Here is a 17,763-nt window from a genome sequence, read left to right as displayed (position 1 = left end):
GGGTATGCCGGCGAAACAGACACAAACCAGTGCCATGGGTATGTCAGTCGCAGCAGCCAACCCGTATGCGACGGCAGTGAGCCCGGCGACACCGGTAACGATGACGAATAGCAAGACCTCAAACTTAACAGTGACGCCTATGCAGGCAACGTCAGGTAGTAGTGCGATTGTGGTACCGAAAGGGACGGCTACAGCTGCAAGTAGTGGGGCTGCTAGTACCAGTAACGCAAGCAACACCAGCAGTACGACAACAGCGGCAGACAGTGATCTGGCGATGGCGACTTTGCTCGATAGTTTGGGGAGTTCGTTGGGGAGTGCTTTGCAGGTGCAGATGGATAGGGCTTTGTTGCAGAAGTAAATATTTAACAAAAGAGATGTGGAGATTAGTTCTTGACTAATTTCCCTTCTATATAATTAAGTATGTGAAAGTAAAAGGCTTACATTTGGAACTAAAGAGTAGCTTGTGCTTATGTCATTCGTAAGCTTAAAAATTATTTTTAATGCAATGTTTAAGGATTGGAATATATGCCTAGAGTTATTAACGAGATAGATGGGGTTAGGCTATTTGCAGAAAGTCGCTTGCCATTTGGTGACGATTTGCCACTACTCTCTGATTCAATTGACTTATTAAAAACATTAAAAAATAAAAAAATTACAGATGTATTTAGATTTTTTGATGTTGAAGCGCATGAATATTTAAATTATCCCTTCGAAGTGCCTGCATCAGAGATATTTACATCAGTATCTGGGGTTTTGTTTTTTCTATTGGATACAAAAGAATGCATAGGGTTTTGCCAATCTACATTAAATTTATCAATACTCGTTTGGCAAGAAAAGTTGCCGATGGAATATGATGCTCTAGCGGGGAAATTCCGTTCTTCTCCAACCAAAGAGTTTAAAGGTTCGCTGATCAATTATAAAAATGAGAAATTTGGAGAAAATAAATGTGCAAATATTATCGGTAAAAAAATAGAACATTTAACTATTTATAAAGTTAATGAACCAGGAGGAAGAAGCGCACGAAACGAGCGCGGGTTGCTAATCGCACTGGAAGGCGATACTGAGTTTTTAATATCGATGCGCATGCAAGAAAATTGCTCATTCGCTTTTTTACGTGAAGAGAAAATTAAAGAGTCACTGAGAGACCAAATTTATGCAATCGAAGTTTGATAATCAGATGAGTTGAATTTTTATCTTTTTATTTTATTTGCACAGAAGAGTGAAATATAGACAATTGGATCATTCATCAAACTCAAATTGACACTTTTTCGCATCATCTGTAACATACAGTAACATCGCTTTGCAAGAAATAATTTTTCGACAATTAATTTCTCTGCGGCAATGCAACAAATTTTTGCTTGTTAGATTGCTGCTCAATTTTGGATTGCCACTTTCAGGTTCTTTCATATGCAAGAAGCAGTTTGCTGCTGGTAAGTTTGGGATTGGGTAATGGGATCTGATGTTGCGTTGCATTTGATGGAGCAACTGTTATGGGGGGCGCTGTTAATCTGTGCGCCTATTCTCATTTGTACCTTGCTTGTTGGCCTTATCGTCAGTGTTTTGCAGGTGGTGACGCAGATACAGGATATGTCGCTGACGTTTATCCCCAAGCTGGTGGCGACGATATTGGCGCTGACGGTGTTTGGTTCTTGGATGTTGCGCAAGCTTTTGATTTTTGCGCGTGAGCTCATCACAAATATCCCTAATTATTTTTAGTTACCCATGATTTTTACTGCTACTGTGAGCTGGGTAACTGCTGTTTTGTTGTGTTCAATGCGCCTGTCTGCCTTGTTGTTGATGACGCCTTTATGGCAGGCCTTGGGCTTGCCGGTGCGCATACGTGTTATTTTGATTGCGATGCTGGCGTTTTCGCTGGTGTCTGGCATGCAGCTGGTGCCGGCGCATGTGCCAACTGATTTGTTCGGCCTGGTGATGTCTGGCTTGGGCGAGGTGGTGCTGGGTGCCTTGATGGCGTTTGGTATTTTTGTTGCTTTTGCTGCATTCTCATTGGCGGGTAATTTGTTGGACCTGCAAATTGGTTTTAATATCGCGAATATTTTTGATCCGACTACGCGCAGTCATTCGCCTTTGATTGCTGCCTTGTTTGGCATGGTGGCGCTGGCGCTGTTTTTTACTATGGATGTACACCACACTTTGTTGCGTGGTCTGGCTTTTTCTTTTGAAAAAATCCCCCTTGGTCAAATGCTGGAATTGCCGCAGCCTATGTTGCTGGCGCGGCAGTTTGGTACGGTGTTCAGCTATGGTTTGATGCTGGCTGCACCGGCTTTTTTTTGTTTGTTTTTAGTTGAGATTTGTCTTGCTGTTGTGTCGCGCAATTTGCCGCAACTGAATATTTTTATGTTGAGTGTACCGATCAAGATTGTGGTTGGCCTGTCTGTGCTGGCGTATTTCAGCGGCCATTTTGCGTCTGTCGCTACCAAGGTGTTTGGTGCCATGTTTGGCTATTGGGAGGACATTCTGTAAATGTCTGAAGATACCGACAAAAGCCAGGAAGCCACGCCCCATAAGCTGCGCGAAGCGCAAAAGAAGGGGCAGGTTGCGAAGAGTACAGACGCCAATTTTGCTGCGATTTTAGCGGTGCTGGTCGGTATTTTTTTTGCTGCCGGGCCAGGTATGGCCAGGCAGGAGCTGGGCATAGCGCAGCAAATCATGCGCGATGCGGGGCGCAGTGATTGGTCTAGTGTTGGTACTTTGCAGTGGCTGACTCAGGCAGTCATGGATAGCATGGCAGTGATCGCACCTTTGTTGATTGCTATTTGCATTGTGGCCATATTGGTCAACGTGAGCCAGGTGGGTGGTATTTTCAGTTTTGACCCGGTAACACCTGACTTTACCAAGCTTAACCCGGCAACTGGTTTGCAACGTCTGTTTTCCAAGCGTTTGATTTATGATGCTTTGCGCAGTCTGCTGAAGTTGTTGATACTGGGTTGTGTGGCCTGGGGGGCGCTGACGCATCTGATGCCTGAACTGGTAAAGCTGGGTTATATCAATGCGCGCGGCCATGCGGCGATTGCGCTTGGTGCGATCGGGCCTTTGTTGTTTAAATTGTTTATGGCAATTCTGGTGATTGCCTTGATTGACTTGCTGTATACGCGCTGGGAATTTGCCAAGAAAATGCGCATGAGTCATAAAGACATCAGTGACGAGCATAAGCAAAGGGAAGGCGATCCACGTATACGTCAAAGGATTAAGCAATTGCGGGCAGAATTGTTGAAGCAATCGCAGTCGGTTGGTAAATTGCCAGAAGCGGATGTGTTGATCACTAATCCTACCCATATTGCAGTTGCTATTTCTTACCGCCATGGCGAGATGCCTGCACCGAAGTTGCTGGTCAAGGGCAAGGGCGAACTGGCGGCCAGAATGCGTGCTGCAGCGAGGCAGCACAATATTCCCGTGGTTGAAAACCCGCCTTTGGCGCGTGAGTTGTACAAGCGTTTGAACTCGGATCAGTTTGTACCTGAGGATATGTATCCCAAGGTGGCAAAGATTTTGATCTGGGTATATGCCATGCGTAAGAACCGTCAGCCTGGCAAAGCCGGCACGGTACGTGGGGCATTTGCATGAATGCATTGAGGCAGGTTTTACATAAGAACACGGACATCGCCATGGTGTTGTTGGTGGTGGGCGTGTTGTTTATGTTGTTTGCGCCTATACCACCAGAGATGCTGGATTTTTTGATACTGACAAATTTCAGTTTCGCATTGCTGATTTTGCTGTTGACGTTTTACATGGCAAAGCCGGTGGAGTTTTCTACTTTTCCATCGATGTTGCTGGTGGCAACCTTGTTCCGGCTGGCCCTGAATATTTCTGCCACGCGCCTTATTTTGCGCGATGCTGACGCTGGCAGGGTGATCGGCGCGATTGGTTCTTATGTGGTAGGCGGCAATTATGTGATTGGCCTGATCGTTTTTTTGATCCTGGTCGTCGTTCAATATGTCGTGGTAACGAATGGTGCGCAGCGGGTGTCGGAAGTGGCCGCGCGCTTTACACTGGATAGTATGCCAGGTCAGCAAATGAGTATCGATGCTGATTTGAACATGGGTTTCATCGACCAGGAAGAAGCCCAGCGCCGTCGCAAGAATATCAGTAAAGAGGCCGCCTTTTATGGTGCCATGGATGGTGCCAGCAAGTTTGTCAAGGGTGACGCCATTGCGGGTATCATCATCATGCTGATCAATTGTGTGGGTGGCCTGGTGATTGGTGTGATGCAAATGGGCATGCGCTGGGATCAGGCTTTAAAGAGTTATACCTTGCTGACGATTGGTGACGGTATAGTGACGCAAGTGCCTGCCTTGATTATTTCTGTAGGCACAGGTTTGATCGTGACGCGCTCTTCATCTGACACCAATCTGGGTGTGGAGGCGTTTCAGCAAATCACCTCATTCACCAAAACCTTGTGGCTGGTGGCGGCAGCATTGCTGGGGCTGATGTTTTTGCCGGGCATCCCGGCATGGCCGGTGTTGGTGCTGGTTTGTTTTTATCTGGCATTGATTGCTTTTCGCCGCGGTGACACCAATCAGGGTGAAGGCAGTGAGCTGCAGGGCGATGATGCCGAAGCGGCGCCTGGTACTGGTGCCAAGTCTTCAGACAAAGAGCAGGATGCCTATGGTTTATTGCCTATGGAGGCAGCCGAGGTATTGCTGGGCGTCGACTTGATCCCCATGCTGGAGAGTGAGCGCATTATTTTTACCGAGCGTATCGCAGCTTTTCGTAAGCAATATGCTTTGGAGTCTGGCCTGGTGGTGCCAAATATCCGCTTCCGTGAAGGTGCCAGGCTTGCGGCCAATGCCTATGAGATTGTGATTTTTGGTGTGACTATCGCCGGTGGCAGCCTGATGCTGGACAAATTGCTGGCAATTAAACCGGCAACTGAAACTATCAAATTGCAAGGTCTGGAAACCAAGGAGCCCAGCTATGGCTTGCCTGCGCTGTGGATAGATGACATGCAGAGGGATGAGGCAAGAGCTGGCAAGTACACTCTGGTAGAACCACCAACAGTCTTCATGACACATTTATGTGAGGTATTGCGACAGCAGTCTGCCACTTTGCTGACGCGCCAGGAAACTGAACGCTTGTTAAAACGCGTGCGTGAGTCGCAACCTGGCCTGGTGGAAGAGGTCGTGCCGACGGTGCTGGGTGTAGGTGAAATACAAAAAGTCTTGCAGAATTTATTGAAAGAAAAAGTTTCTATCCGCAATCTGGATGCCGTAATAGAAACCATTGTTGATACTGCCAAGATTAACAAAGATACTGCTTATCTGACTGAAATGGTCAGGCAGCGTCTGGGTGCATTGATTTGTCAGTCATTGACACAGGGCACGAATGTATTGCAAGTATTGACGCTGGATCCGACGATAGAACACAATCTGATGCAGAGCATACGGGCGGTGGAAAACGGTGCTGCCATGGTGGTGGAACCTAAATTTGCCGAGCAAGTGATCACTGGCGTTGCCAAGCATGCAGAAAAAATGATGAAGAGCAACCTGTTGCCCGTTTTGTTGTGCGCGCCTGAATTAAGACGACATATGCGGGTTTTGTCAGAGCGCATGGTGCCGCAATTGCGGGTATTGTCGCTGGCAGAAGTACCCAACACGCTGGAGTTGCGTGCGTTTGCGACCTTGTCTTTGTAAGTGTTTAGTAAATTTTAGTAAGTTGTTGAAGTCCGGTTGTTTGGGTTGTTGAGATTGATTAGATAGGCTGATTGAGCGCTATGGCAAATGCATTAATTACCGCTGTACAGAGCATGCAAAATGATCTGCAGTATATGGACATCGTGAGCCAGAATATGGTGAATGTGGCTACGCCTGGCTATAAGCGCGCGATACCGACATCCAAACCGCTGTCCAGGCTTTTTGACGAAGTCATGAAGGAGTCAGAACAAGTTGCTAATGTGAGCCAGACAGAAAAATCAAATGCACTGGGTAGCGTGCTTGACCTGTCAACTGGAGCGATCAAGCAAACCGGCAAGCCCTGGGACTTGGCAATCGCCAGCGATGGTTATTTTGAGCTGATGACGCCTGAAGGGCTGGCCTATAGCAGGGCCGGGAATTTTCATGTGGATGGCACTGGTCGCCTGGTGTCGGCACAGGGCTATGCGGTGCAGGGTTTGGGGGGCGACATACAGGTGCGTGGCAATGATGTCAGTATCGATCATGCCGGTCGTATCATGCAGGGTGAAACCCAGGTTGCCCAACTGAAAATCATGCAATTTGCAGATGCAAAGAATGTGGTAAAAACGGTGAATGGCTTATTGCAGGCAGCAAATGCAGACAATAAGGCGGTAGAAAGCAAATCGGAAATACAGGTGGGGTTTTTGGAAAGCTCGAATGTGACGCCCATGCGTGAAATGGTGGCGATGATGGAAACGACTCGTCATTTTGAATCAGCGCAAAAATTGTTTCAGGGCTATGATGAGATGTTGAATACGGCGATACAAAAATTGGGTGAGTTTTAAGCTTTTCTGTTGGTTACTCTCCTAATTGATTTGGAAAATAAATACTTATGAATAATTCCCTCTATATTGCTGCGACTGGCATGCAGGCTCAGCAGTTGAGCATCGATACCATTGCCAATAATCTGGCGAATGTGAATACCTCCGGCTTCAAGAAGGGCCGTGTGAATTTTCAAGAAATGATGCATGTCGATGGTAGCGCCTCGGCGCAGAATCCTTCGGCCACGCTCAATCCGGTTGGCCTGGGTATAGGTATCGAAAATGTGTCCAGAGATTTTGTAGCTGGCGCCCTGACACAAACCAATTCACCCATGGATATCGCCATCAATGGCAGTGGTTTTATCGAGGTGACGCTGGCAGATGGTAGTCGCGGTTATACACGCGGCGGCACTTTGCAAGTCAATCAGGATTCTTATCTGGCAACCAGTAGTGGGCAGATACTGAGGCCTGGCATTCATATGCCACAAAATGTGACGGCTATTACGATAGGCACTGACGGCAAAATCATGGTGCAGACAGGAGATCAGACTCAGGTATCCGAAGTGGGGCAAATTGAACTGGTGAACTTTTCAAATCCTGCAGGTCTGAAAATGGTCGCCAGCGGTATTTACCAGCCAAGTGCAAACTCGGGCGATGCCACTTATGGCAAACCGGGTGCGGCAGGCTTTGGTGCGATTGCGCAAAATACGCTGGAAGGGTCGAATGTCTCATTGGTAGACGAAATGGTGACCTTGATGATAGCTCAGCGTGCATATGAAATGAGCTCCAAGATAGTCCAGGCATCCGATGAGATGATGTCTTTGACAAATAATCTGCGCCGCTAACGCGATACTCATGATGCGCTGGTTTGCCTTTTTCTTCTTTGCTCTTGGATTGTCTGCCATGCCTGCGATGGCAGGTGTGGTGATGTCCTTGAAAACTGATGCGGTGGTGAACGCCGCAAGAGTCAAGCTGTCGGACCTCGTCGATATTGATGCAGAGAGCCATCAACAGGATGAACCTCTGATTAAGACCATGGCCGCAGTTGACATGGGTAATGCACCGCTGCCCGGCTATAGTTTGCGCTTTAGCCGTAAAGAGATTGAACGCATTATCAGGGCAAGCGGGCAGGTAAAAGCGATAGAGTGGCGCGGAGCAGAGGCAGTGAAAGTCGAGCGCCTGGCAAAAGTTTTTGACAGCACGCAACTTGCTATTGCTGCTGAAAGCTATCTGAAGCAAGTATTAGGCAACGGGCAAAACCAGGTAGTGGTAGAAACGGCGGAGCGTCTGCCAGAACTGTTGCTGGCAGATGGCAAGGTCGATATCAAGGCGCGCAATTTGAGCAGGGCCGAAGCAATGCATGCCAGGGTTACGGTGTGGCTGGATGTTACTGTCGCTGGCATGTTTAGCCGCTCGGTACGCGTGCCTATGAAAGTCAAGGTGATGGAGCAGACTTTGGTCGCCAAACGGGATTTGCTCAAGGGAGTTACACCAGCATGTGAAGATTTGCTGGTTTTGGAAATGGACATCGCGAGTCTCGATGGTGCTGCCTTGCCAGCAGACTGCTCCAAACTGAAGGGGAGCCTGAAAAGGAATATTCCTTCGGGTACTGCGTTGACGCAGAATTATCTACAGCTTTCAAATGCAATTAGTCATGGTGACACCGTCAATCTGTTGTTTAGTTCTGGTGCCTTGCTGCTTGAATCCAAGGCTCTTGCCTTGGCTAACGGTGAGGTGGGCCAGCGCATACAGGTACGCCCGGCTGCTGCGACAGAAACGATTGCTGCCATTGTGGTAGCGCCAGGTGTCGCGAAAGTGATCGGAAATTAAGAATGAAGAAGAATTTGTATCTTGCCTTGTTTTTGTTGTGCACGCTGTCGCAGACAGTGCTGGCCGACAATTTATACAATGAAAATAATTACAGATCTCTGGCATCTGACAAGCGGGCGCATTTGCCCGGCGATGTATTGACTGTCCTGATCTACGAAAATTCCAGTGCGTCCTCTAATGCCGATACCAATTTAAAAAGAAAAACGGATATTGGTGCGCAGGCGAGCGTCAATCAAAAAAGTAATAAGGCGGGCATTTCCATCAACAATGATTTTGATGGTGGCGGCAGCGTGCAGCGCAGCGGTAAATTATTGGCCCAGATGAGCGTCACCGTCACTAGTATTGAAGATAATGGCGACCTCGTGGTCAGGGGACAGCAACTCCTGGAAATTAATGCTGACCAGCAAAGAATTACTGTAGAAGGACGGGTAAGGCCGCTCGATATAGCAGATAACAATACAGTATTGTCTACCCGTTTGGCCGACGCCAAAATTAGTTATGCTGGCTATGGTGATCTGGCGAATCATCAACGTCCCGGATTTTGGTCCAAATTGTTTACCTGGGTAGGATTTTGATGTTTTTAATGAATTCAAAATTGCGCGCCTCAGTGTTTGCCACGATTCTCCTTGCGTTGAGTAGTAGTGTCATGGCTGTAGAAACTGTCAGGCTGAAAGACATTGGTAAATTTGCCGGTTGGCGTGAAAATGCCCTGGTGGGTTACGGTCTGGTTACTGGGCTGGCGAATACAGGTGATTCCCCTAACAACAAGGCAACCCGCCAATCCATTGCCAATGTATTGGCGCAATTTGATGTTGCGGTGCAGCCTGAGCTGGTCTTGAGCCGTAATGTTGCTGCAGTCATGGTCACTGCCAAATTACCACCCGTAGCGCGGCAGGGCGACAGCATAGATGTGACGGTGACATCCATAGGCGATGCCCGCAGCCTGGTGGGGGGGACTTTGCTGACAGCTCCAATGAAAGCGCCAAACGGCAAGGTCTATGCGCTCGCGCAGGGGGCTTTGTTTGTTGGTGGCTACAAATACGACATGAATGGCAATGTGGCACAAAAAAATCATCCCACTGTAGGTTCTATTCCTGCTGGGGCCATAGTTGAAGTGGGCGTACAGGCCAAGATCATGAGTAATGAAAACATCATGACTTTCACCCTGACTGATGCAGATTTCACGACCTCATCAAGAATTGCTGCCGCCATCAATACTGCCTTTGGTGAGCCATTGGCAAAAGCACTTGATGCCGAAGGTGTGGAAATTCGTGTACCGGCAGCAGACCGGGAATATCTGGTTGATTTTGTGACCCGCATAGAAAAACTCAGCATAGAACCTGATACCAGGGCGCGCGTAGTGGTCGATGAGAGAACCGGTACCATCGTCTCTGGCGGAGATGTGAAAATTGCGAAGGTAGTTGTATCTCATGGTGATCTTAAGTTATCCATCATCACGGACAATTCGGTTTCACAGCCTATACTGGTCAGAAACACTGCCGCAGAAGTGCGGACTGAAACAGTGTCCAATTCACGCATCAATGTTTCAGAAAAAAATGAGTCAGGTTTTGTGAGTGCTTCAAATAATACAGTCGCAGATCTGATACAGGCATTGACCCGTATCAAGACTAGCACCAGGGATATTATTTCTATCTTGCGTGCAGTCAAAGCCTCTGGCGCTTTAAGGGCTGACTTGATTATCCAGTAGGCTGATGAGTGCAAAAGATTTATACCGATTAACCGAATTTGGAAATGTCAGATGTTTGGAAAAGCTGAAGCAGTAACGATGGATATGCTGAGAACAGCGCTGGATGCTGCCAGCCTCCGGCACCAGGCTATCGCAAATAATATTGCCAACGTCAATACGGCTGGTTACCGTCCGGCCAGCGTTAATTTTGAACAGCAAATGGATGCAGTTCGCTCTACGCTGGCTCAGGGCAAAACTGTGCAGCCGGATATGCTGCGTGGAGTCCAACCCTTTATTGAAAGACTGGCACCGGTCACTGATGCTGACCGTACAGCTCTTCTGGACACCGAGGTCGGCAATATGGCGCAAAACACGGTGCAGTATGAGGCGCTCTTGAAGGCGATGGGCAAACATATGTCTATTCTCAGTTCAGCCATCGCAGAAGGGAAACGTTGATGGATTACCGTAACGCATTTGCGATCAGTGCAACGGGCATGAATGTAGAAAAGCTACGTCTTGATACCACGGCCAATAATATTGCGAACTTGCATAGCACCAGGGGTGCAGATGGAAAATTGTACCGTCCTTTGCATGTCAAAGTGGTAGAGGCCAATGATAATTTTGCCCTTGATTTTGAACGGTTGTCAGGTGCCAATCTGCGCGGTGTGCAGGTCGCCAAGGTAGAAGAGCTGGACGTTGCGCCGCGCAAGGTTTATGAGCCAGGCAACCCTGATGCTGACGATAAAGGCTATGTGTCCATGCCTGGTATTAATCATGTGACGGAAATGGTGAACATATCCACTGCCTTGCGTGCTTATGAAGCAAACGTGGTGGCTATGAATGCTGCAAAACGCATGGCCCTGAAAGCACTGGAATTAGGAGGATCATGATGACAGTCGAAGCAATCAATTTTTTGCCCGCGATTTCCATGCCCGAGTTAAATACCTCAGCTTCGTTATCATCGACAAACGCCCAGGCTATGACGACACCTCCGGCCGCGCAGTTTTTCAATTGGTTCTCTGATCAATTGTCACAGGTGAACGATCAATTGCTGGCCGCTGATAAGGGTGTGCAACAACTGGCTGCTGGGGATGCGAGCAATTTGCATCAGGTCATGATTAATCTGGAACAGGCAAAACTGTCCATGCAGCTTGTCATGCAGGTCAGGAATCATGTGCTTGATGCCTACCGTGAAATTTTACAGATGCAAGTTTAAGGCAATAGTACGTGAACGATTTTTATGAATTTTGGCGACGCATGGATCGTCGTGCCCGTTTCGGGCTGATTTTTGGTGTCTTGCTCATTGTGGTCGCCGTTGTGGCCTTTGGGTCTATGACTTTGCGCACAGACTATCAGGTGCTGTTTGCTGAGTTGGCACCACAAGATGCTTCGACCATGGTAGCTGAACTGGATCAGATGAAGGTCCCATATCGTCTGGTTGGCAGTGGCAACACGATTTTGGTACCGGCTGATCTGGTGTATAAAACTCGCCTGAAGCTGGCTGGTAAAGAATTACCTTTGCGTGGTGCGGTAGGGTTTGAGCTATTTAACAATAGCGAAGTCGGCATGACTGAGTTTGCGCAAAAAATCAATTATCAGCGTGCCTTGCAAGGTGAATTGACGCGCACTATTTCTGCATTGGATGAAGTGCAGTCAGTACGCGTTCATCTGGTGCTGGCTGAACAAGCCTTGTTCAAAAAAACGGGCACTCAGCCCAAGGCATCTATCACGATTGTGGTCAAGCCCGGGAAAAACCTTGACTCGGCACAGATACAAGGCATACAGCGCCTGGTCGGTGCTGCCGTGCCAGATATTAAACCCAATGATGTCACCATCTTGGACCAGCATGGCATTGCGCTGACCAAGAAGAGTTCGGAAGCTGGGCAGGAGATGATTTCCTCATCCAGCGGCCTGGATGAGAAACGCGCGATCGAAGCGTATTTGAACAAAAAAGTACTTGAAGTGCTGGACAAGACTTTTGGTGCCGGACAAGGCATTGCGAGCATTGATGTAACGCTCAATCATGAACAAAAGAAGACGACGACAGAAAGCCCCTTGGCCGCTGACTCCAAGTACGAAGGTCAGCCCACAGGTGTCATCGTCAAGGACAAGCAGACTGCCAATGAAACCAGTCGCGGCAACAAATCTGAGACAACGAATAATCCCGTTTCTGGAGATGTGACGCAAAGCAGCCGCGAGGTGGAGTACCAGGTTGGGCGCAAAGTGGAGCAAGTCATCTCGTCCGCTGGTGCTGTCAATCATGTCAATATCGCTGTCGTTGTGCGACATGTCATGCAACCAGCCCAACTGGAAAAACTGAAAGAATTATTGGCTGCTGCCGTGGGCATCGACAAGTCTCGCGGAGATGTGATCGCTGTATATACGGTTGAGCAGATTTCCAATACTGCTTCAGCCCCAGCCACTGGTGATGTAGTTCCTGCTGGCAGGGAATTACTGATCGAAGAGCGAATTGCAAATCCGTCGGGTAAAGCTGTTGAGGATGTGGCTGGCCACGGTTTTGTTTTTAAAAATGACTATGTAATTTTGATTTTGGCCGGACTGGCAGGATTTTTCCTGTTTGTCCTGGTTATTCGTTTGACTCGTCGCCCGGTTCAGGTAAAAAACTTGAGTGACGATGATAGAAGGCGACTTTTGGCACAGGTAAGAGACTGGCTGGAAAATGCCAGGACAAGCCCCTTGGAGCGCAATTGATGTCAGCTTACAGGCAATCTGCCTTGCTCTTGCATGGTCTGAATGAAGCGGATCAGCGCTGGATACTTGAGCAATTGAATGTCGATGATAGATCGCAATTGCGGGACCATCTTGCTGAGTTGCGTGAGTTGGGTATCCCGGCAGATAGAAATATACTGACCAGTTTGGGCATATCTGAAACGGGTGAGCGACTTGACGATTTGCAGGCGGCGTCTGCGAGCGAGATGCAAATGGTGCTGAGGGATGAACCGCTTTGGATGCTCAAGCAAGTTTTAGCCTTGGAAAGCTGGCCCTGGAAAGAACAATTTCTTGATACCTTGCATGAAACACAGGTAGCAAAGATACTGCAGATGCAATTACCAGAAACTGGTTTCCAGGTAAGACAAGCGATGAGAGTACATTTGCATGAAGAGCTAAAGAATGTCCGTCGCAATTCTCTGGATTTTTCGGGAAATGCCCACGAGAAAAAATCCTGGAAACAGCGCATGTTAGGAGTTATTGGACTGTGATGGTGATGCAGAAAAAGTATGGTGTCAGACAGATTCGGCTGCTTGAGGCCTCTGCACATCCGTGCTTACTGCAAAAGGCCAGGGTTTGATCATGCAGCACATACTCGACGCAGTCAGGGCGGCTGATTTTGTAAAGAAAATGGGACATGTGCGTCAGCTGACTGGTTTGAGTATTGAGTCAACTGGACCCGATGTGCTTGTTGGCGAGATTTGTGAAATCCGTACTCGTTACGGAGACCATAAAATAAAAGCGGAAGTAGTTGGTTTGCGTGATGGCCGGGTGATGCTGATGCCTTATAGTGAAATTCATGGCATAGGTGTTGGAAGTGAGGTTTTGGCAACCGGCCAATTACCCCGCATTGCAGTTGGTGAGCATCTGCTCGGTCGTGTCATTGATGCCTTTGGTGATCCTTTGGATGGAAAACCTTTGATGCAGGCATCAGAATACCGGCCATTGAAGGCGATGCCGCTGAATCCTCTGTCCAGACCACGTATCAAAGAGATACTGGAAACGGGAGTGCGCTGCATTGATGGCATGCTCACTATAGGCAAAGGACAACGCGTAGGCATATTTGCTGGTAGTGGTGTAGGGAAGAGTACTTTATTAGGCATGATTTCGCGCCATACCGTTGCTGATGTGAATGTGATTGCCTTGATTGGTGAACGTGGTCGTGAAGTACGCGAGTTCATAGAAAAGCATTTGGGCGCAGAAGGGATCAAGCGTTCTGTTGTGATCGTTGCGACTTCTGATCAGCCAGCCTTGGCCCGTGCCAGGGCAGCCTACGCAGCTACTGCGATTGCTGAGTATTTTCGGGACAATGGCAAGCAAGTCATGCTGACGATGGATTCTGTGACGCGTTTTGCCATGGCAAAGCGCGAGATTGGTTTGTCGGTAGGTGAGCCACCAACGGCTCGCGGTTATACGCCCTCTGTTTTTGCTGAAATTCCGGAGTTGTGTGAACGCTGCGGTACCGCTTCGTCTGGTGGTGCGATTACTGCCCTGTACACGGTGCTGGTCGAGGGGGACGACTTTAACGAGCCAGTTTCCGACATGTTGAGAGCAACTTTGGATGGACACATCATGTTGTCCCGTCGTCTCGCACAACAGGGTCATTATCCGGCTATTGATGTTTTGCATAGTGTAAGTCGCTTGTTGGGGGATTTAATCTCTTCTGAAGATCAGGCCTTGGTGCATGAAGCTCTGGAAAATATGGCCAGCTATGAGCGCAACCGACAGTTAATAGACATGGGTGCATATCGCGCTGGCAGCAGTGCCGAGATTGATCAGGCAATCCAACTATGGCCTCATTTGACCAGATTTTTGCGTCAGCGTGATGAAGATGTACTTGGGCGCGAGCAGGTTGTTGCGCAATTGCGCGATATCTTGAGCAATGCAGGGAAGCAAGAAACGCAAAGTGACGGAGTACTGCAATGACCAAGGACAGAAGGGGATTTCAATACGGGCTGGAGCCTGTCTTGAAGCTGAAGGAATGGGAAGTCAATGACCTCTATCAGGAGCTGGCAGGACATAATGCAACTGTAAAAGAACAACAAGCAAAAGTTGATAGTCTTGCCCAGGCCATAGCATCTGCCCGTACCGAGTTAATGAAGCAAAGGCAGAATAAGGCCCTTATTAATATTGATGCACAGCGCATGGCCCATATGTACATGTTGCAAATGCAGAACCAGCAACAACAAGAGAGTATACAGTTACAGGAAATGTTGCAGGTGCGCGATGATGCGCAGAGGCGATTGAACGAAGTCAGGAAATTTGTAGATAACCTGGAAAAAAACAAAGAGGCTGTGGCCCATGAATTTGATCAGGAAGCTGCAAAAAAGGAATATCAATTGTCTGACGACAATTGGTTGCAACGTATGCACTGGATAAAGATAACATGACAAAAATTAGTTCATTCATGCAATTGCATCCTGATGCCGCAACACGTGAAGCGCAGAATGGGAAGAGTGACATGAGCAGCCAGCATGAGAACTGGATGCGGCAAATGGAACTGTCCATGATGAAAGATGCAAACCTGCATGGCAGTTTTAACGCAACTGCAATCCAGACGCAAAAATCTGCTGTCAAATCCGCTATACCTTCTCAGGATAATTTACCGGAAAGCGCCACATCACGCGAAAAGCAAGCTACGGTAAAAAGAAGTGTTTATCCTGTTTCTCCTGCGGCAAAAAAAGTCGCCAGTGTCGAAAATCATGTCATCAGCACGGATAATATTGCTACAGTAGCACAAACAGTTTCAGACAGCGCAAATGCTCCAGAACTCTCGCAAACAAGGACAGCAGGTGAGCAACAAGCACAGCTTGAAAAACAAAGTGCAGGCATGGAAGCAATAGCGCCTGATGTGAAAGCGAATGCGAGTGCTGGATCGACGCTGCCTTTCACATCGGGTGTTATTTTTACTCAGAAAATCACAGGCGAAGTGTCAGTTAATAAAAATAGTTCCATGGAAATTTCCCAGTCGCTGACAGCTTCTCCGCGTGCAGCAGGCTTGTCCCGCAATACCTTGCCAGGCCAAACCCAGGATCAAAGCGAAGTTCATGCTGAGGGCCAGGAACCTGCTGACGAGGCGAAAGCTGCGGTAGGGGAGCGAGAGTTCGATAAGCAGATTTGGCAAAAACGCATGATGCATATCACTACCGAAGATCAGAACGTCAATGTCTGGATCAGGGACCAGGAAATCAATGCTGAGCAGACACCTCAACTGATCAGACAATTAACCAGGGAAATGACAGAGTCAGGCTTGCGTTTGAATGGCGCTACGATTAACGGCAAGCTTGTTTTTAAATATGAAAACACTGATGAAGATAGTGAAGTAAGGTTATTTCAAGGTGACGAAGCCGTACTGCTTTCAGATGATGCAAGTGCTCGCAATATTCCGCTCAGTTATGTAAAGAAAGGCCGCTAATATGGCACTCAACAGTGTAAGTCCAGTCAGTTCTGCGACCAGTGGTCAGGCTCATATTAATCAGCAGGATTTTTTAAAAATTCTGTTGACGCAACTGAATGCACAAGACCCATTGAAACCTATGGACAATACCGCATTCGTTGCTCAACTTGCGCAATTTTCCCAATTGGCACAGACGCAGGAACTGACCGCCAGCGTCAACCAGTTGTTGGCTGTGCAAACAGCGGTGCAATCAGTTGGTTTGCTTGGTCATGTTGTGAGTGTTGTTAATGGTGGTGGTACCGCAACTGGCACGGTGACTGATATCTCAGTCAGTGGAAATTCACCGGTATTGACCATTCATCCGACGACTGGCCAGGATATTTCTGGCGTCGCCCTCAAACAAGTTTTTGATATTCGCTAACGCGATCCAGGTAAGGAAATACTATGCTGACCTCAATAAAAATCGCGACGACTGGATTGACTGGTTTTTCCAAAGAGTTGCAGACTATCAGTAATAACGTTGCCAACCTGAACACCCCAGGCTTCAAAGGTTCGAATGCGAAATTCAGCAGTTTTTTTTCGCATGAAGGCGATAGCGCCAGTGGCGGTCATCAGGGCGCATCATCAGGAGCGGGCCTGGCCACATTGCCCAGCGTCGTTAATTTTGCTCAGGGGCAAATAAATCAGACGGGAAATGATCTGGACGTAGCTGTTGACGGTAACGGTTTTTTTGTCTTGCGCGATAGTAAAGGACAGACATTTTATACACGCGATGGATCGTTTAAATTTGACAGCAAAGGTTTTCTGGTGGATGCCGACGGTAATCACGTGCAGGCACTGTCAAATCAGGGTGTCTTGCAAGATATCAGCTTGGATGGTTTGAAAACCAATCCGGCGTCCGCATCCAAAGCCATACAATTATCCGGCCGTTTATCAACGGCTGACACTGACAAAGCGGTCGGCGGCGTAATCGTCATTGATGCAGTTGGTGGTTCACATACGCTGGCCGTTAATTTTAAAAATAATAATGCAGTAAGCCCTGGTAGTTGGTTGGTGACGATCAAGGATGGCAATGACACGGTAACTATAGGTGAAATCAAATTTGTGAGTGGTGCACTGGACTCCGCACATAATTCACTGTCATTTACCTACTCACCAGCCGGTGTCGCTGCGATGCCACTTACTTTGACGCTGGACGCGAATACAACCAGTGCTGCAACTGGTGCGTCAACGCTGGCCGTTTCCAATATTGATGGATACGCTCAGGGTGATATGTCCAAGACCAGTTTTGATGGAGAAGGTAAGCTGGTTGTCAGCTATACCAATGGACAAACATCCAAGAACCAGACACTGGCACTTGCCAATTTCAGTTCAACGGATCATCTGGTTGCCATCAGCGGAAATAAATTCAAGAGTACGCGCCAGCAAGACGTTACCCTCGGCGTCGCGAGTAGCAATCTGAGTACCATCGATGGCGGTGCGCTTGAAGGTTCCAATGTGGATTTGTCCAAAGAATTCAGCGCCATTATTATTACTCAACGCGGCTATCAGGCATCCTCTGAGCTGATCAGTACTGCCAATCAAATGCTTGACACCTTATTGCATATGAAAGGCTGAGTGAGATAGTGAACGTATCTCCGTATTTGTTGCTGAAAAATAGTATTGCCA

Annotated in this window: 21 protein-coding genes; all 21 read left to right on the top strand. The window is 48.0% G+C overall.

Annotated elements, in window-relative coordinates:
* On the top strand, positions 1-358 hold a 358-nt coding region (locus LZ463_RS06605), incomplete at its 5' end, for a hypothetical protein (protein ID WP_241454814.1).
* Positions 359-525: 167 nt separating this feature from the next.
* Positions 526-1,170, top strand: coding sequence for a hypothetical protein (locus tag LZ463_RS06600; protein ID WP_241454813.1), 645 nt, complete (start codon positions 526-528; stop codon positions 1,168-1,170).
* 279 nt (positions 1,171-1,449) lie between these two features.
* On the top strand, positions 1,450-1,716 hold the full coding sequence (fliQ, locus tag LZ463_RS06595) for a flagellar biosynthesis protein FliQ (protein ID WP_277623954.1): 267 nt from the start codon (positions 1,450-1,452) through the stop codon (positions 1,714-1,716).
* A gap of 6 nt (positions 1,717-1,722) precedes the next feature.
* Positions 1,723-2,484 (top strand): flagellar biosynthetic protein FliR, encoded by a 762-nt coding sequence (locus LZ463_RS06590; protein ID WP_241454812.1) that lies wholly within the window; start codon positions 1,723-1,725, stop codon positions 2,482-2,484.
* Positions 2,485-3,585 (top strand): EscU/YscU/HrcU family type III secretion system export apparatus switch protein, encoded by a 1,101-nt coding sequence (locus LZ463_RS06585; RefSeq protein WP_241454811.1) that lies wholly within the window; start codon positions 2,485-2,487, stop codon positions 3,583-3,585.
* The gene (locus LZ463_RS06580) at positions 3,582-5,651 is read left to right on the top strand and encodes a flagellar biosynthesis protein FlhA (protein WP_241454810.1); all 2,070 of its coding nucleotides are present in this window, start codon (positions 3,582-3,584) and stop codon (positions 5,649-5,651) included. Before LZ463_RS06585 ends, LZ463_RS06580 begins: the two co-directional genes overlap by 4 nt.
* A gap of 80 nt (positions 5,652-5,731) precedes the next feature.
* Positions 5,732-6,475: a flagellar hook-basal body protein gene (locus LZ463_RS06575; protein WP_277623953.1), complete on the top strand. Its 744-nt coding sequence runs from the start codon at positions 5,732-5,734 to the stop codon at positions 6,473-6,475.
* A gap of 47 nt (positions 6,476-6,522) precedes the next feature.
* Positions 6,523-7,296: a flagellar basal-body rod protein FlgG gene (gene flgG / locus LZ463_RS06570; RefSeq protein WP_241454808.1), complete on the top strand. Its 774-nt coding sequence runs from the start codon at positions 6,523-6,525 to the stop codon at positions 7,294-7,296.
* Positions 7,297-7,306: 10 nt separating this feature from the next.
* The gene (gene flgA / locus LZ463_RS06565; protein ID WP_241454807.1) at positions 7,307-8,281 is read left to right on the top strand and encodes a flagellar basal body P-ring formation chaperone FlgA; all 975 of its coding nucleotides are present in this window, start codon (positions 7,307-7,309) and stop codon (positions 8,279-8,281) included.
* A 2-nt stretch (positions 8,282-8,283) separates the two neighbouring features.
* Positions 8,284-8,856, top strand: a complete 573-nt coding sequence (locus tag LZ463_RS06560; protein WP_241454806.1) for a flagellar basal body L-ring protein FlgH — start codon at positions 8,284-8,286, stop codon at positions 8,854-8,856.
* 8 nt (positions 8,857-8,864) lie between these two features.
* On the top strand, positions 8,865-9,989 hold the full coding sequence (locus LZ463_RS06555) for a flagellar basal body P-ring protein FlgI (RefSeq protein WP_241454805.1): 1,125 nt from the start codon (positions 8,865-8,867) through the stop codon (positions 9,987-9,989).
* A gap of 51 nt (positions 9,990-10,040) precedes the next feature.
* Positions 10,041-10,424: a flagellar basal body rod protein FlgB gene (gene flgB / locus LZ463_RS06550; protein ID WP_241454804.1), complete on the top strand. Its 384-nt coding sequence runs from the start codon at positions 10,041-10,043 to the stop codon at positions 10,422-10,424.
* Positions 10,424-10,858 carry a flagellar basal body rod protein FlgC gene (gene flgC, locus LZ463_RS06545; RefSeq protein ID WP_241454803.1) on the top strand — a complete coding sequence of 145 codons (435 nt, stop codon included), beginning with the start codon at positions 10,424-10,426 and terminating at the stop codon, positions 10,856-10,858. Before flgB ends, flgC begins: the two co-directional genes overlap by 1 nt.
* Positions 10,855-11,184, top strand: coding sequence for a flagellar hook-basal body complex protein FliE (gene fliE / locus LZ463_RS06540; RefSeq protein WP_241454802.1), 330 nt, complete (start codon positions 10,855-10,857; stop codon positions 11,182-11,184). Before flgC ends, fliE begins: the two co-directional genes overlap by 4 nt.
* Before the next feature lie 11 nt (positions 11,185-11,195).
* Entirely contained in the window at positions 11,196-12,680 is a 1,485-nt protein-coding gene (fliF, locus tag LZ463_RS06535) for a flagellar basal-body MS-ring/collar protein FliF (protein WP_347176246.1), read from the top strand.
* 29 nt (positions 12,681-12,709) lie between these two features.
* Positions 12,710-13,189 carry a hypothetical protein gene (locus LZ463_RS06530; protein ID WP_241454800.1) on the top strand — a complete coding sequence of 160 codons (480 nt, stop codon included), beginning with the start codon at positions 12,710-12,712 and terminating at the stop codon, positions 13,187-13,189.
* A gap of 61 nt (positions 13,190-13,250) precedes the next feature.
* Positions 13,251-14,624: a FliI/YscN family ATPase gene (locus LZ463_RS06525; protein WP_241454799.1), complete on the top strand. Its 1,374-nt coding sequence runs from the start codon at positions 13,251-13,253 to the stop codon at positions 14,622-14,624.
* On the top strand, positions 14,621-15,088 hold the full coding sequence (locus LZ463_RS06520) for a hypothetical protein (protein ID WP_241454798.1): 468 nt from the start codon (positions 14,621-14,623) through the stop codon (positions 15,086-15,088). Before LZ463_RS06525 ends, LZ463_RS06520 begins: the two co-directional genes overlap by 4 nt.
* A 116-nt stretch (positions 15,089-15,204) precedes the next feature.
* Positions 15,205-16,113 (top strand): hypothetical protein, encoded by a 909-nt coding sequence (locus tag LZ463_RS06515; protein ID WP_241454797.1) that lies wholly within the window; start codon positions 15,205-15,207, stop codon positions 16,111-16,113.
* A gap of 1 nt (position 16,114) precedes the next feature.
* Complete coding sequence (locus tag LZ463_RS06510) at positions 16,115-16,516, top strand: flagellar hook assembly protein FlgD (RefSeq protein WP_241454796.1); 402 nt, start codon at positions 16,115-16,117, stop codon at positions 16,514-16,516.
* 23 nt (positions 16,517-16,539) lie between these two features.
* Complete coding sequence (gene flgF, locus LZ463_RS06505; RefSeq protein WP_241454795.1) at positions 16,540-17,712, top strand: flagellar basal-body rod protein FlgF; 1,173 nt, start codon at positions 16,540-16,542, stop codon at positions 17,710-17,712.
* Positions 17,713-17,763 lie beyond the last annotated feature (51 nt).

The sequence above is a fragment of the Undibacterium paludis genome (assembly GCF_022568815.1).
In the GTDB taxonomy this organism is placed as follows: Bacteria; Pseudomonadota; Gammaproteobacteria; order Burkholderiales; family Burkholderiaceae_D; genus Undibacterium.
Note: the sequence above shows the minus strand (reverse complement) of the source record. Positions and strands in the feature narration are given on the sequence as shown.

Coding starts and splice junctions, on each gene's coding strand:
- LZ463_RS06600 (WP_241454813.1), top strand. CDS start 526: ATGCCTAGAGTTATTAACGAGATAGATGGGGTTAGGCTATTTGCAGAA.
- fliQ (WP_277623954.1), top strand. CDS start 1,450: ATGGGATCTGATGTTGCGTTGCATTTGATGGAGCAACTGTTATGGGGG.
- LZ463_RS06590 (WP_241454812.1), top strand. CDS start 1,723: ATGATTTTTACTGCTACTGTGAGCTGGGTAACTGCTGTTTTGTTGTGT.
- LZ463_RS06585 (WP_241454811.1), top strand. CDS start 2,485: ATGTCTGAAGATACCGACAAAAGCCAGGAAGCCACGCCCCATAAGCTG.
- LZ463_RS06580 (WP_241454810.1), top strand. CDS start 3,582: ATGAATGCATTGAGGCAGGTTTTACATAAGAACACGGACATCGCCATG.
- LZ463_RS06575 (WP_277623953.1), top strand. CDS start 5,732: ATGGCAAATGCATTAATTACCGCTGTACAGAGCATGCAAAATGATCTG.
- flgG (WP_241454808.1), top strand. CDS start 6,523: ATGAATAATTCCCTCTATATTGCTGCGACTGGCATGCAGGCTCAGCAG.
- flgA (WP_241454807.1), top strand. CDS start 7,307: ATGATGCGCTGGTTTGCCTTTTTCTTCTTTGCTCTTGGATTGTCTGCC.
- LZ463_RS06560 (WP_241454806.1), top strand. CDS start 8,284: ATGAAGAAGAATTTGTATCTTGCCTTGTTTTTGTTGTGCACGCTGTCG.
- LZ463_RS06555 (WP_241454805.1), top strand. CDS start 8,865: ATGAATTCAAAATTGCGCGCCTCAGTGTTTGCCACGATTCTCCTTGCG.
- flgB (WP_241454804.1), top strand. CDS start 10,041: ATGTTTGGAAAAGCTGAAGCAGTAACGATGGATATGCTGAGAACAGCG.
- flgC (WP_241454803.1), top strand. CDS start 10,424: ATGGATTACCGTAACGCATTTGCGATCAGTGCAACGGGCATGAATGTA.
- fliE (WP_241454802.1), top strand. CDS start 10,855: ATGATGACAGTCGAAGCAATCAATTTTTTGCCCGCGATTTCCATGCCC.
- LZ463_RS06520 (WP_241454798.1), top strand. CDS start 14,621: ATGACCAAGGACAGAAGGGGATTTCAATACGGGCTGGAGCCTGTCTTG.
- LZ463_RS06515 (WP_241454797.1), top strand. CDS start 15,205: ATGATGAAAGATGCAAACCTGCATGGCAGTTTTAACGCAACTGCAATC.
- LZ463_RS06510 (WP_241454796.1), top strand. CDS start 16,115: ATGGCACTCAACAGTGTAAGTCCAGTCAGTTCTGCGACCAGTGGTCAG.
- flgF (WP_241454795.1), top strand. CDS start 16,540: ATGCTGACCTCAATAAAAATCGCGACGACTGGATTGACTGGTTTTTCC.